This is a genomic window from Pantoea sp. SYBGC1, assembly GCF_057197005.1.
Genome location: NZ_JBXUNM010000001.1, coordinates 102,786 through 115,611 on the forward strand (window position 1 = coordinate 102,786; position 12,826 = coordinate 115,611).

At 55.1% G+C, this 12,826-nt stretch carries 12 protein-coding genes; 4 read left to right on the plus strand and 8 right to left on the minus strand.

Annotated features, from left to right (window positions below):
* Positions 1-7 precede the first annotated feature (7 nt).
* Complete coding sequence (locus tag AC2CF9_RS00440; RefSeq protein ID WP_484556011.1) at positions 8-1,852, minus strand: AAA family ATPase; 1,845 nt, start codon at positions 1,850-1,852, stop codon at positions 8-10.
* Positions 1,853-1,922: 70 nt separating this feature from the next.
* Between AC2CF9_RS00440 and matP the strand changes: the two genes are divergently transcribed.
* Positions 1,923-2,387 (plus strand): macrodomain Ter protein MatP, encoded by a 465-nt coding sequence (matP, locus tag AC2CF9_RS00445; RefSeq protein WP_139074201.1) that lies wholly within the window; start codon positions 1,923-1,925, stop codon positions 2,385-2,387.
* Positions 2,388-2,442: 55 nt separating this feature from the next.
* Here the strand turns inward: matP and ompA are convergent, their stop codons facing one another.
* Positions 2,443-3,516 (minus strand): porin OmpA, encoded by a 1,074-nt coding sequence (gene ompA / locus AC2CF9_RS00450; RefSeq protein WP_039383647.1) that lies wholly within the window; start codon positions 3,514-3,516, stop codon positions 2,443-2,445.
* Positions 3,517-3,865: 349 nt separating this feature from the next.
* A complete protein-coding gene (gene sulA, locus AC2CF9_RS00455) occupies positions 3,866-4,354 on the minus strand; it encodes an SOS-induced cell division inhibitor SulA (protein ID WP_484556428.1) in 489 nt (162 codons plus the stop codon).
* Between the two features lie 221 nt (positions 4,355-4,575).
* Between sulA and AC2CF9_RS00460 the strand changes: the two genes are divergently transcribed.
* Positions 4,576-5,178, plus strand: a complete 603-nt coding sequence (locus AC2CF9_RS00460; RefSeq protein ID WP_150017471.1) for a TfoX/Sxy family DNA transformation protein — start codon at positions 4,576-4,578, stop codon at positions 5,176-5,178.
* Positions 5,179-5,201: 23 nt separating this feature from the next.
* On the opposite strand, the gene yccS is transcribed toward AC2CF9_RS00460, so the two are convergent.
* Together yccS and AC2CF9_RS00470 are read right to left on the minus strand one after the other, a co-directional pair.
* On the minus strand, positions 5,202-7,337 hold the full coding sequence (yccS, locus tag AC2CF9_RS00465) for a YccS family putative transporter (RefSeq protein WP_484556012.1): 2,136 nt from the start codon (positions 7,335-7,337) through the stop codon (positions 5,202-5,204).
* An 11-nt stretch (positions 7,338-7,348) separates the two neighbouring features.
* A complete protein-coding gene (locus AC2CF9_RS00470) occupies positions 7,349-7,792 on the minus strand; it encodes a YccF domain-containing protein (RefSeq protein ID WP_150017277.1) in 444 nt (147 codons plus the stop codon).
* Positions 7,793-7,915: 123 nt separating this feature from the next.
* Between AC2CF9_RS00470 and helD the strand changes: the two genes are divergently transcribed.
* Positions 7,916-9,970, plus strand: a complete 2,055-nt coding sequence (helD, locus tag AC2CF9_RS00475; RefSeq protein ID WP_484556013.1) for a DNA helicase IV — start codon at positions 7,916-7,918, stop codon at positions 9,968-9,970.
* Between the two features lie 28 nt (positions 9,971-9,998).
* On the opposite strand, the gene AC2CF9_RS00480 is transcribed toward helD, so the two are convergent.
* The gene (locus AC2CF9_RS00480) at positions 9,999-10,619 is read right to left on the minus strand and encodes a YccT family protein (RefSeq protein WP_150017280.1); all 621 of its coding nucleotides are present in this window, start codon (positions 10,617-10,619) and stop codon (positions 9,999-10,001) included.
* A gap of 178 nt (positions 10,620-10,797) precedes the next feature.
* Here AC2CF9_RS00480 and AC2CF9_RS00485 point away from each other — a divergent pair, with 178 nt between their 5' ends.
* Complete coding sequence (locus AC2CF9_RS00485) at positions 10,798-11,214, plus strand: CoA-binding protein (protein WP_039383662.1); 417 nt, start codon at positions 10,798-10,800, stop codon at positions 11,212-11,214.
* Between the two features lie 38 nt (positions 11,215-11,252).
* Here AC2CF9_RS00485 and hspQ read toward each other — a convergent pair whose 3' ends face one another.
* Together hspQ and rlmI are read right to left on the minus strand one after the other, a co-directional pair.
* On the minus strand, positions 11,253-11,570 hold the full coding sequence (gene hspQ, locus AC2CF9_RS00490; protein ID WP_039383664.1) for a heat shock protein HspQ: 318 nt from the start codon (positions 11,568-11,570) through the stop codon (positions 11,253-11,255).
* Between the two features lie 59 nt (positions 11,571-11,629).
* Positions 11,630-12,820 (minus strand): 23S rRNA (cytosine(1962)-C(5))-methyltransferase RlmI, encoded by a 1,191-nt coding sequence (gene rlmI / locus AC2CF9_RS00495; RefSeq protein ID WP_484556014.1) that lies wholly within the window; start codon positions 12,818-12,820, stop codon positions 11,630-11,632.
* Positions 12,821-12,826: the final 6 nt, after the last annotated feature.

Here is a 12,826-nt window from a genome sequence, read left to right on the forward strand (position 1 = left end):
AATGCCCCTATTTGTGGTTAAACCAGTTGAGCCAGCGTAATGGCCATGGACGGGGTGCAGATTCCTGCTGGTTAAACTGCGTAATGCGGGTCTGAATCATAGTCAGCAGCGATTCACCGCTCTCACTCTGCCACGCCACGCCGGTCAGCAGCGGCAGGGCTTCATCAATACGGTCAATCGCCCAGAGATGGAACTCTCCTGCTTTCACCGCGTCAACGATCTCCTGACTAAGACTGAGATGACGCACGTTAGAGGCAGGCAGAATAACGCCCTGTTTACCGGTCAGCTCACGCGCCTGGCAGACATGAAAAAATCCTTCGATTTTTTCATTGAGGCCACCGACCGGCTGCACATTACCAAACTGATCAACAGAGCCGGTCACCGCAATCTGCTGGCTCAGCGGCTGACTGGCCAGCGCGCTGATCAACGCGCACAGCTCTGCCAGCGAGGCGCTGTCACCATCTACCTCAGAGTAAGATTGTTCAAACACCATCGAAGCAGAGAAGGGCAGTGGCTGATCGAGCTCCAGCTCAGCAATCAGGTAGGCCTGCATAATCATCATGCCTTTGGCATGGATGTTACCGCCCAGCTCAGCTTTACGCTCCACGTCGTTGAGTTCGCCATCGCCCGGATGCACCACGCAGGTAATACGCGACGGCTCACCCCAGGCGCGCGGGTGTCCCGGAAACTCAATAACCGACAGGCCATTGATCTGTCCGATAACCTCGCCGTCTGTTTCAATCATGATCTGATTTAGCAGGATCTCATCGCGCATGCGTTCAGTCAGGTAGTTTTCCCGCCACTGGCGCGCTTCAAGCGCCTCCGTCAGCGCTTCACCATTAATGATGTCGCCGTGCAGGGCGGCCTCATGCAGCTGTCGCCTCAGCCAGCGCGGACAGAGCGGCAGCGTATCCTGATCGCCGGAAAAACGTACCGCTTCCGTCAGCAGCGGTGGCCAGAAATCAGCCTCCGGAGCATTAAGATCTGCCCGTGCTGCCTGCGTCAGAACCCACTGACACCAGTTGAGCATATCGCTCTCATCAGCAATCTGCAGGTTCTCTTCAAACTCACTGTAGAGCGCCATTTCGTGCACTTCGGCATCCAGCTCCTGAAAACTGGCCAGCGCATCGCGATCGCCGCACAGAACCAGCCGGACGCTGAGCGGCAGAGCCGGAATTGTCACCGGCAGGGGCTGTCGCTCATCCTGCGAATACCACTCAAACCGCTGCAGTTCAATACACCGGCGCAGACGCAGCCAGAGCAGGGGCTGTGCCAGCAGCGTATTAATAGACAGGATCAGCGTACCGCCGTTGGCGCGATGCAGCAGCCCGGGCTCAGGCATCACGCGATCTTTATACTGACGCACGCAGCCAAACAGCTGCTCTGCTTCGATCCAGTCAGCATAAAATACGCCGCCGCTGCTGGTAAAAGGACGGTTGATGTCTGAAGGCGGCAGCAGCGTAACGGTGTCGCCCATCACATGATAGTCACCGCCATAAAGCTGCCCGGCATCAGGCTGAAAACGCCGTGCGGCTTCGGCAATCCAGGCGAGATAGTCGCTATTTTCCTGGCTGCGTAACAGCAGCAGCGGAAAACCCGCAGACTGATGGTGTAAATGCGCCAGCGCATTCAGCAAACGCGGCTGAACCGCGGCAAGGCTATCGCTATCTTTCAGTGAAACCGTTGAAAAAAGGGTCTGCCAGGGGGTGCTATCTGGCTGCAGGGCTTGCCACGTAAGTTGGTTGCTGGTCAAAATATTCGCATTAGTCTGATTTAGGAAAAGCGTGATTATACAGGATACAACCGGGTTTATCACGGCGAGTTCCGGTAGTGGGTGTGACAGAAACGACATGTTTTTCGTTGCTGCATCGAACAAAAAAGCTGTTATTCTTAAGTTGTTACATGGTCACGGTGGGATTCCGATGAAATACCAGCAGCTTGAAAATCTGGAAAGTGGATGGAAATGGAAATACCTGGTGAAAAAACATCGGGAGGGGGAGCTGATCACCCGCTATCTGGAACTCAGCGCGGCACAGGCTGCGGTTGACGCGCTGCTTGCGCTGGAAAATACGCCGGTTGAGGTGAACCAGTGGATTGCGCAGCATATCCATCCCGGTCTGGAAAATCGCCTGAAGCAAACCATACGTGCCCGCCGCAAGCGTCACTTTAATGCTGAACACCAGCATACGCGTAAAAAATCGATCGATTTAGAGTATCTGGTGTGGCAACGGCTGGCGGGTCTGGCGCAGCGCCGTCACTGCACGCTCTCTGAGACAATTGTACAGCTGATTGAAGACGCCGAACGGAAAGAGAAATATGCCAGCCAGATGTCTACGTTAAAGCAGGATCTGCAGGCCATTTTAGGCAGTGAAGAGAACAAAAAGTAAGCAGATAGCAGAAGCAAAAAACCCCGCCGGAGCGGGGTTTTTTTTACGCGATAACTTAAGCCTGTGGCTGAGTTACAACGTCTTTGATGCCTTTCACGTCGATCTCAACGCGACGGTCTGGACCCAGGCAGTCGATCAGGGCATTACGGCCTTTCACGCTGTCACAGGTGTTGCCAGTAACCGGGTTGGATTCGCCCATGCCACGTGCAGAGATTTTGTTAGCCGGAATACCTTTAGATACCAGGTAGTCGACAACAGACTGAGCACGTTTCTCAGACAGTTTCTGGTTGTACTGGTCTGAACCGATGCGGTCGGTAAAGCCCAGAACCACAACGGAACCATCTTTAGGATCCATTGAGCTCAGCTGGCTGTACAGCTGATCCAGAGCCTGCTGGCCTTCTGGCTTCAGGGTAGATTTGTTGAAGGTGAACAGCACGTCAGATTTCAGAGTGAAACGCTTGGTTTCAACAACCGGAGCTGGTGCCGGAGCTGGTGCAGCGATTGGTGCAGCAGCTTCATCCTGACCGAAGCGGTATGCAACGCCTACGCTCAGCATGCCGTTGTCTGGACGCGCGCCAACGGTACCTGCATCACCAATGTTGTTAACCCACTGGTAATCCAGACGGGTTGCCCAGTTTTTGGTCACTGCGTATTCAACACCCACTGCAGCCAGCGGAGAAACGCCGGTGTCGTGGTCGCTGCGGCGTTCGCCGGTCAGAGTATTGTTCTGGGTAGAATCTGCACGCCATACCATGCCACCCAGACGGGTGTACACGTCAAGGTCATCAGCAATTGGGTAGCTCAGTTTAGCTGCCAGCTGAACGCCCTGCGCTTTGAATGCGCCGTTGATGTTGTCGCCTTTGTTAGGCATACGGCCCAGCCAGTCATAGCCCAGCTCGAAGCCCAGGTATGGGTTCGCCTGATAGCCCAGGAAAGCACCTGCGCCCAGCTGAGATTCGTGAGTTGGACCGTCGTTGTTCGCGTAACCGTTACCGTAGTAACCAGTATCGTGATACTGAGACCAGCCCAGTTTAGCACCGGTGTACCAGGTGTCATCTTTAGGAGCGGCCTGCGCTACGGTAGCGAAGCCAGCCAGTGCCACTGCAATTGCGATAGCTGTCTTTTTCATTTTGCGCCTCGTTATCATCCAAATAGGCAATGAGCAAAAAGGTTGCTCTTGGTTGTAATCCTTCGCCGGGTCTGAACGCTCGCTTATGACTCTACCGAAAAAACGGAGGTTATTGAGCACCCTGGCGAGCTAAAGTCTACAACGAGATTGAAAACTTACAAGTATGATGTGAGGTGAGCAGGTAAAAAAACAGGTGTAAATACACACATTTTAACAATTGACGGGGCAAAATTTTCGTTCTGTAAATAGAGAATTGCAGCTAAGCCCTTGTCCTGACTGGCGGGAACATTATCAGTAGCTTAGCGGCAACAGGCCGGAAAAAAAAGCTGAGATAAATCTCACTTTTTACTTAATGAAACAAATCCGAGGGAATTTTTGTGCTTCCGGGTTGTCTGGCAGAAATGATATCAGCTTCTTCCGGTCGCATAATCAGACCCAAAGCTTCGCCTTCTTCTGCTGCCTGCTGCAGCATCTGACGCTCAGTTTCATGCAGTTCCGGTATCCACGCCAGCACTACGCTGTAATTTCCGGTACGCAGCGCTTTCACCATATTCTCAACCGTATTGAGCCGGTCTGATTCAGTAATATGCATACTTTTCTCAAGCGGCAGACCAGCCTGCTGGATCCAGCGGCGGCTCACTTTGTGCGTCGGCGTCAGCCAGAGCTGCCAGCGTGACTGTTCGCTCAGCTGTTTGAGCACCGGGAGCAGAAGCAATTGCATCATGCCAGGATGCTCACTGTAGCGTAATTCCGTTATACCGCCCATTGACGGCTGAACTGCAGTGGAAGGCGCTAACCAGGAGGAACAATCAACAGGGCCAGAGAAATGCGTGCGCATAATATACTCGCTCAGTAGTGAACTGGATGAATGTACAGTACTGTTTAAATTAACAGAGATCAACTTCATTTTCTGAAAATGTCTCTCAAAACTGGCAGAAGATGACACCAAAGGCATTTTATTCATTGAATCAGTAAATCGTTTTTTTTATCTTCTAACTGAATGAATAGTCACTGTTTTATAGGAAATACCCTGCACAAGGAATGAGGAAAAGGGACATGATGAAGCGAAAAAATGAGGTAGTAGAACAATCGATCGACGCCCTGTCGGTTCTGGGAGATATAGAGTCGCGTACGCAGTTTGGCGGCTATGCTCTGGCCATTGAGCGCGTAGTGTTCGCCTATATCGATAATGACACGCTCTACCTGCGCGCCAGTGAGGCGCTGCGGCTTTATACCGTTCAGCGGCCGCTGGAGCCGCTGGTTTACCGTAAGCGCGGCATCCCTGTCACCCTGAGCTACTTCAAAGTTGATCAGCAACTATGGCAGGACAGGGGGCAGCTGATCCGTTTGTCAGCCAGCTCCCTGCAGGCGGCACAGGCTGATGCCGCAGTAAAACATATTTCGCTGCGGCTCAAAGATCTTCCTAATCTCAGTTTGCGTATGGAGCTGATGCTGCATAAAGCGGGGATCAGTTCGGTGGAATCGCTGCAGGAGATGGGGTCACGACAGAGCTGGCTTAAGCTGCGCAGCGTCAACAAGCATGTCGGGTTGAAAACGCTGCTGGCACTTGAAGGGGCGATCTCTGGCCATCATCAGGCGGCGCTTCCGGCTGACGTAAAAGAGGCGCTGAGCAGCTGGTATCAGGAGCGGCTACGCCGGTAAACCCGAGAGCCGCTGTTACTGTTTCAGGCCTGCGCCAGAGCGCGGCGCAGGCGGGCAATCTCAGGCCGCAGTGTGATCAGTAAATCGAGCTGCTGCAAAATCAACGGTGCCTGGGCTTCAGAGCTGGTTTTCAGTTCGCCGATGCGCTGCTGAAGCGTATGTTGCATCGCGGCTACCCGATCGTTCGTCACGCACTCAATCTGTAAAACATCCTCAACAAAACAGACGGCGTCATCAAGCAGCGTGAGCAATTTCCCCGGCGTTAAGCGGGTGCGATGTGCGCCCAGCGCTGAGATATAGCTCAGAAACGAGTGATTAAGACAGAGCAGTCTGAAGGCGTGCTCCCGCAGCGTCTGCTCTGCCCGGCGCTCACTATTTATATTCGATACCACAGAGGCGAGTTCGGCGTCAGCGTTGTGCGCATCCCGGCGTGCGACCCGGTAAGCCAGCCGGTTATCTTTGCCCTGATGATACTGTTCCATGATGGCATCCAGATAGCGGCAGTTAGCATTCAGCGCGCGATCGGCTATGGTGGTGAGCTTGCGAAAACGCCAGTCAGGCCAGACAAACGCCACCGCCAGCCAGGCGAGTCCGCATCCCAGAAGCGTATCAACAATCCGCGGCAGGGCCACGTCAAAGCCTTCACCCAGCAAGTTGAAGCAGAGCAGTACCAGCAGGGTAATAAACAGCGTGGCCTGCGCATACTGAATCTGACGGAAAGCAAAAAACAGCACGCCGCTGAGGACGATCAGCAGCAGCTGCCCCTCCACCGAGGGCACCAGCCACAGCACCGGCAGCCCGATTGCCACCCCTGCCAGCGTCCCCCCGATACGCAGCGCCAGCCGGCGACGCGTGGCGTTATAGTTGGGCTGACAGACAAACAGGCTGGTAAGCAGTATCCAGTAACCGCGCTGCAGCCCGGTAATCTGAATAAAGGCATAACCTATACAGAGCACCAGCGACATTCGGATGGCGTGACGAAACAGCGGAGAGGCGGGCGTAAGGTGACGGCTCAGACGCAGACGTATATCGGACCAGCCACGCAGCGTGTCACGCGAAAGATGGTGCTCACTTTGCAACGGCGTCTCAAACAGCTGCTGTTCTGAAGCAAGCGAAGCAAGTTGCGCATCAATGGCACGCAGATTACGCAATAACCAGTAGAGCGGGGCGGTATGTCCGGCATCGGGGTCGCTTTGCTGCAGTCGCTCAAGGGCCGTCTCAAGGCGCGCAAAAGCCCGCTCGAAATGGCTGCTGTGATGCCAGCGCTGGCGCAGTACGATCGTTTCAGCCAGCTGGCGACACGCCTGCGCCTGCATATTCAGCAGACGCTGAAAACGGAACAGGATCTCGTTGTAACGCCAGTTATTTCGTAGCTGATGATACTGTATGTGCGAAGAGCTGGCGCGCTCATGAATATCCTGCGCCACAAAATAGTAATGCAGGCTGCGGCGGGTACTGCGCGAACCCCGATCGCCGCGCAGCCGGCTCTGAATGGTATTTTTAGTCTGATTCAGCTGCGCGACTAACTGGCTGTTAGCCATTGCGGTGGCAATCAGAGCGGCATCATCCTGCTCACCACCATCCGGGTCAAACAGGTTGGCTTTCGCCTCAAGATAACGCGCCAGCTGGGAAAAGCTGGCCGCCAGCTGTTCCTGAACGGGCCGCACCGGAAACATCAGGTGCCCAATAAAGGTCAGCAGGTTGTACCAGAGTGCCCCCGCCAGCAGCAGCGCGGGCTGCATCCACCATTCTGGAAAGAGCCCGATACCCAGCATGGTATATACCGCAATCAGCAGGGCACCAAACGCGATAGTCGCATAACGCTGGCCAAGCGCGCCCAGCAGGATAAACCCCCAGCTTGAGAGCGCCAGGCCGGCAGCGAACGCCCAGGGGCTGGGGAAAAGCAGCTCAACGGAGACCGACGCGATACAGAAGCAGCACAGGGTGATGATCAGATTGCGCAGACGGCCTGTCCAGCGATCGTCAAGATCGGCCAGCGCAGCAGCGACCACGCCCAGCGTAAGCGGAATAGTCCACTCTACCTGCTGCAGCCACCAGGGAAACGCGGCGCAGCCCGACAGCGCCAGAAAAATACGCAGCAGATAGCGCAGGCTGCTGTTAAACAGATAGCGGCGCCAGGCGGGCATAGCGTCGGACATAAACCGAATCCTCAGTAGCGACGGCGCGCGTTAGCTTCACGCGCTGCCTGCGCCTCTTCCACGCTGACCACCCGACGGCCAACTGGCCAGAGTGAAATCGCAGCCAGCTTAAAGTGCGCCAGCCCGGTGGGAATACCGATAATGCTCAGACACTGCATAATTCCGGTTGAGATATGCATTACGCAGAGCCACCAGCCAAAGAAAATAAGCCAGAAGATGTTCAGAAATGTACCGCCAGCGTTAAGAAACGCACTTTTGCTGTCAGGACGCAGTACATCAACGTGAACCGCTTCATTGCCGAACGGGACCAGCGAAAGTTTTGTGATTTCCCAGCAGGAGCGCGTCAGCGGCAGCGTAAAAATCAGTACGATGCTGACCAGCGTGGCAAAGAGCCAGCCAAGCGTAGTGAGAAAGCCGCCGAGGATAAAATTCAGAATATTAAGAACGGTGCGCATAACGCGTTTTTCCTTTTGCAATCCGCAATATGTGACGCCAAGTTTAGCCTGTTTTAAGGCTGGAGCGCCAAGTGTCTGACAGGTAAACTGCGCAATAACTGAATTTCACCTGATGATGCGGACATGGAACTGAAAGCAACAGCAATGGGTAAACGTCTGGCGCAGCATCCTTACAACCGGGTGCGTTTGCTGACTGCCGGTGTTGAAGTCAGCGGCGATCGTCATGAATACCTTATTCCGTTTAATCAGCTGCTGGATATCAGCTGCAAACGCGGTCTGGTATGGGGCGAGCTGGAGTTTTTGCTGGCGGAGAATCAGGTGGTGCGGCTGCATGGCACGGAGTGGCAGGAGACGCAGCGTTTTTATCACTATCTGCAGCACGCCTGGCAGCAGTGGAGCGCTGAAATGAGTCATATCAGTGCAGGCGTGCTGGATGAGCTGCTGCAGCATATTTCGCAGCTGACTGCGGAGGATCGCTGGCTGAAGCGAAGTGAACTGGCCGCTATCCTTACCCGGGTTAACGAGACAATTAAGGCACTGCCGCTGCCGCTGGCACGCCTGGAGGCGCTGGATAACTGTCGTGAACGCTGGCATCGCTGCCGGCAGTGGCTGGAGCAGGGCGAAGCCACAATTCGCCAGCGTAATCGCCGCTGGAGCGAACAGGTGATTCAGGCCAATCCGGATTTTTTCGCTACCGTTGAGCACTCACCGCTTAATCGTGCGCAGGCAGAAGCGGTGGTCAATGGTGAAGAGACATTGCTGGTCCTAGCGGGTGCAGGCAGTGGTAAAACCGCCGTGTTGGTGGCCCGTGCCGGCTGGCTGCTGCAGCGGCGACTGGCTCATCCTGACCAGATACTGCTGCTGGCATTCGGCCGGGAGGCTGCAGAAGAGATAAATCAACGCCTGGACACGCAACTCAATGTAAAGGCGTTGCAGGCGCGTACTTTTCATGCGCTGGCGCTGCATATTATTCGTGAGAGTGGGCGCAAGCCGCCGGTTATCAGCCAGCTGGAGAGTGACGGCGCTGCCCGTCGCCAGCTGCTGCTGGAGAGCTGGCGCGAGCAGTGTGCGGCTAAAAAGGCGCAGGCCAGCGGCTGGCGTCAGTGGCTGGAGGAGGAGCTGGCGTGGACGTTGCCGGACGGCGCATTCTGGCAGGACAGCGCTATCGCGCAGCGGCTGGTGCCGCGTCTTGAGCAGTGGCTGGGCCTGCTGCGGATGCAGAGCGGTAATCAGGCGGAAACGATCGCGGCCGTTCCGGAAGCGTGGCGCGATAGCTTCAGTAAGCGGATAAAACTGATGGCGCCGCTGCTGAAAGCCTGGAAAAGTGCGCTTAAAGCGGAGGGTGCCGTTGATTTTGCCGGCCTGATCCAGCAGGCGACAGAGGTGCTGGAAAAAAGACGTTTTATTAGTCCCTGGAAGCATATTCTGGTCGATGAGTTTCAGGATATCTCGCCGCAGCGTGCCGCACTTTTAAAGGCGTTGCGCGCGCAAAATGCTCATACCAGCCTGTTTGCTGCAGGCGATGACTGGCAGGCAATCTACCGCTTCAGCGGCGCTAAGCTCAATCTGACTACCGCTTTTCACCACTATTTTGGCGACGGCGACAGCTGCGTGCTGGATACCACCTATCGTTTTAATGCCCGCATTGCTGACATTGCCAATAGTTTTATCCAGCAAAATCCGCACCAGCTGAAAAAAACGCTTACCAGTCTGAACAAAGGAAGTAAAAAAGCGGTAACGCTGCTGCCGGACGATCAGCTGGAGGGGCTGCTGGATAAACTCAGCGGATTTGCGAAACCGGAAGAGAGGATTTTGCTGCTGGCGCGCTATCATCATCTGCGTCCGGCGCTGCTGGACCGGGCAAAAACGCGCTGGCCCGGATTAAAGCTGGAGTTTATGACAATCCATGCCAGTAAAGGTCAGCAGGCGGAGTACGTTATTCTGACCGGCCTCCATCAGGGAGCCGATGGCTTTCCGGCTCCGGCGCGTGAGTCGGTGCTGGAGGAGGGGCTGCTGCCACCCGTGGAAGATTTTCCCGATGCGGAAGAGCGGCGCCTCGCTTATGTGGCTATGACGCGGGCACGTGAACAGGTGTGGCTGCTGTTTAATAAAGCCTGTCCGTCGCGCTTTGTTGAACAGCTGCGTGAGCTGGGTGTACCGGTAGCGCGTAAAGCCTGAGCCTGACAGCGCCAGGAAAAGCGAGGCGCTAGCTGGTGCGTAACGTTTTCATCCAGCTCAGTAACTTTTGCCGGGTTGCTGCATCAAAGCGTTTAAACCAGCGCTGTATTGAGGGCAAATCGCTGGCATCCTGCCAGGCAAAATCAGGGTTTTCGCTTACGGCTGCCGCCGAAGGAGCAGCAAAGCGCAGTACGGATGCCGTCTGTGCTGCGCGGTTGTAAGCCATCATCGCCTGCATCATGTCACCGCTGCCGCTCTGCGGCAGACGATCGCGCAGGCTGGCAATTTCTGTGCCCCGCTCATCAATCAGCCTGAAGTTCAGGAGTTTATTAAACGTGCTGCGTTCACGCCGGCTGTTCAGCGAGGGCAGGTGGATGGCCACAGAGTGTGCTTCCGCGGTAAACGTGACGATCATCGGTACTGACTGGAAATGGGTTGCGTCGGGACAGGGTTTCTCAACGCGAAACAGAAACTGATGCTGCCCCTGTTCCAGCTCAAGGCTGTCTGCGCCTTTTAATAGTGAGCCGGCAATTTTCCGCCCGTCCAGCACCAGCAAATCAATCTGCGGATCGAGTTTAAGCGTAATGGCGGGGCAGGATGCTGTGACAAGCAGCGCAATAATGCCTGTAACAGCCGGTGACAGCTTCATTTCTACTCCCGAAATATGGCGGGTAATCAGTGATGTGTAGCAAAGTATTTCATTATGGCACTAAATTTACATTTAAACATATTTATTCGTGCCCTGGCGCAAACATTTCATCTTTGCAGCTTGCGCCGCGCGCGGAAAGGGCAGCTACACTCTGGCAATAAAGAGAAGGGGGAAATGAATGAACGATCAAACGATACGTGATGTGCTGATGAATACCCGTCGTATCGCACTGGTGGGAGCCAGCGACAAACCTGCTCGTCCCAGCTATGGCGTGATGCGTTATTTACTGGATCAGGGATATGAGGTGATTCCGGTAAGCCCTAAACTGGCCGGGCAGCAGCTGATGGGGCAGACCGCCTACGCTTCACTGGCAGAGATCCCCGGTAAAGTCGATATGGTAGATGTATTCCGTAATGCTGAGGCGGCATGGGAAGTAGCTCAGGACGCTATTGCGATTGGCGCGAAAACGCTGTGGCTGCAGCTCGGCGTTATCAATGAGCAGGCGGCAGTGCTGGCAAGTGATGCTGGCCTGACGGTGATAATGGATCGCTGTCCGAAGATTGAGATCCCGCGGCTGAATATTACGCCAGCCTGAATCAGATGATAAAACGGCGACCTGCGTCGCCGATATAATTAATGTCGCAGGCTGGGTGCCTGCAACTGCTGCCGGATAGAAGCGGCCAGCTCATCCATAGAGGGCTGCTCTGGATGCTCGAACAGCGTTTCACCTGCCAGCTGCACTTCTGCAACGTAGGTGTGAACCTGTTCGCCCTCTTCATCTTCCATCACCACATGATACCAGGGGGCGGCACGCAGCGTTTCCGTTGCACCAACTTCATCCAGTTCCGGCTCATCCAGCGAATACTCAGGGTCAACATCGACGATGACACCCAGCACGCCAGAAAGACGATGCCGGACCTGCTGTCCAATTCCAAATTTACTGGCAATCATTGCGACCTCCCAAAACTTTACCTGCCACTAAATATGGGGGCAGGGATCGGGTTTTCAAGTCACAGTACGCGGCAGGCAAAACCTTTCAGATAGAGACCTTCCGGATAACTGGCTATTACCGGGTGATCGGCCGCCTGACGGAACTGCTCTATAAATTGTACATCACGTCCGGCATCCAGCGCCGCATCGGCCACAATCTTCTGAAATAAATCTGTAGCCATCAGGCCGGAGCAGGAGAACGTCAGCAGAATACCGCCTGGATTAAGCAGCTGCATCGCCAGCATATTGATATCTTTATAGCCACGGCAGGCGCCCATCAGCTGGTTTTTGTTCTCAACGAATTTAGGCGGATCCATAATAATCAGATCAAACTTTTCGCCTGCATCACGATAGCGGCGCAGCAGTTTAAAAACGTCATCCCGCAGGAACTGTGCCCGCGACACATCGAGCCCGTTTAGCTCAACGTTCTGTTTTGCTACGTCCAGTGCATCCTGTGAGGTATCCACGCTCAGCACTTCGCGACAGCCGCCGAGCAGTGCCGAAACGGCGAATCCGCCGGTATAAGAGAAGCAGTTAAGCACGCGCGCGTCCTGCGCATAGCGACGGGTGGCATAACGACTGTCGCGCTGATCAAGATAGTAGCCGGTCTTGTGGCCGCCCTGAATATCTACCAGCAGTTTCATACCGTGTTCGGTAATAGGCAGCAGGGCAGGCGGCAGTTCGCCGCTCACCGGGCCCTGTGCCAGCGGCAGCCCCTCTTTCTTACGCACGGCGACGTCGGAGCGATCGTAGATAGCGCACTCCGGATAGCACTGCTGCAGCGCCGAGACAATGGCAGGCCGCTGATATTCTGCTCCTGCCGACAGAAGCTGCAGTACCAGAAAATGACCAAAGCGATCGATGGTTACGCCGGGCATACCATCTGATTCGCCGGCGATCAGGCGATAGCTGTCGAGTCCGTCTCGGGTCGCCAGCCAGTCACGCCACTGTTGCGCCTGCTCTAAACGGCGAACAAAGAAGGCGATATCGATTGATTCATCCTGTTGCCAGCTCCATACGCGTGCGCGAATTTGCGACTCCGGTGAATAAGCGGCACGTGCCAGCCATTTGCCAGAGCTGTCGCAGATATCAATAGTTTCGCCAGACTGCGCTTTGCCTTCCATGCGCGCTACGGCGCCGGAAAAGACCCAGGGATGACGGCGGAGCAGGGATTTTTCACGTCCCCTGGTGAGAATCAATCGAACGGTCATAGTTTG

Excerpts from the sequence above, each read along its gene's own strand:
- AC2CF9_RS00480 (WP_150017280.1), bottom strand. The coding sequence starts at position 10,619 with ATGAAGCTGTCACCGGCTGTTACAGGCATTATTGCGCTGCTTGTCACA.
- AC2CF9_RS00440 (WP_484556011.1), bottom strand. The coding sequence starts at position 1,852 with ATGTCGTTTCTGTCACACCCACTACCGGAACTCGCCGTGATAAACCCG.
- AC2CF9_RS00460 (WP_150017471.1), top strand. The coding sequence starts at position 4,576 with ATGAAGCGAAAAAATGAGGTAGTAGAACAATCGATCGACGCCCTGTCG.
- ompA (WP_039383647.1), bottom strand. The coding sequence starts at position 3,516 with ATGAAAAAGACAGCTATCGCAATTGCAGTGGCACTGGCTGGCTTCGCT.
- AC2CF9_RS00470 (WP_150017277.1), bottom strand. The coding sequence starts at position 7,792 with ATGCGCACCGTTCTTAATATTCTGAATTTTATCCTCGGCGGCTTTCTC.
- rlmI (WP_484556014.1), bottom strand. The coding sequence starts at position 12,820 with ATGACCGTTCGATTGATTCTCACCAGGGGACGTGAAAAATCCCTGCTC.
- hspQ (WP_039383664.1), bottom strand. The coding sequence starts at position 11,570 with ATGATTGCCAGTAAATTTGGAATTGGACAGCAGGTCCGGCATCGTCTT.
- matP (WP_139074201.1), top strand. The coding sequence starts at position 1,923 with ATGAAATACCAGCAGCTTGAAAATCTGGAAAGTGGATGGAAATGGAAA.
- yccS (WP_484556012.1), bottom strand. The coding sequence starts at position 7,337 with ATGTCCGACGCTATGCCCGCCTGGCGCCGCTATCTGTTTAACAGCAGC.
- AC2CF9_RS00485 (WP_039383662.1), top strand. The coding sequence starts at position 10,798 with ATGAACGATCAAACGATACGTGATGTGCTGATGAATACCCGTCGTATC.
- sulA (WP_484556428.1), bottom strand. The coding sequence starts at position 4,354 with ATGCGCACGCATTTCTCTGGCCCTGTTGATTGTTCCTCCTGGTTAGCG.
- helD (WP_484556013.1), top strand. The coding sequence starts at position 7,916 with ATGGAACTGAAAGCAACAGCAATGGGTAAACGTCTGGCGCAGCATCCT.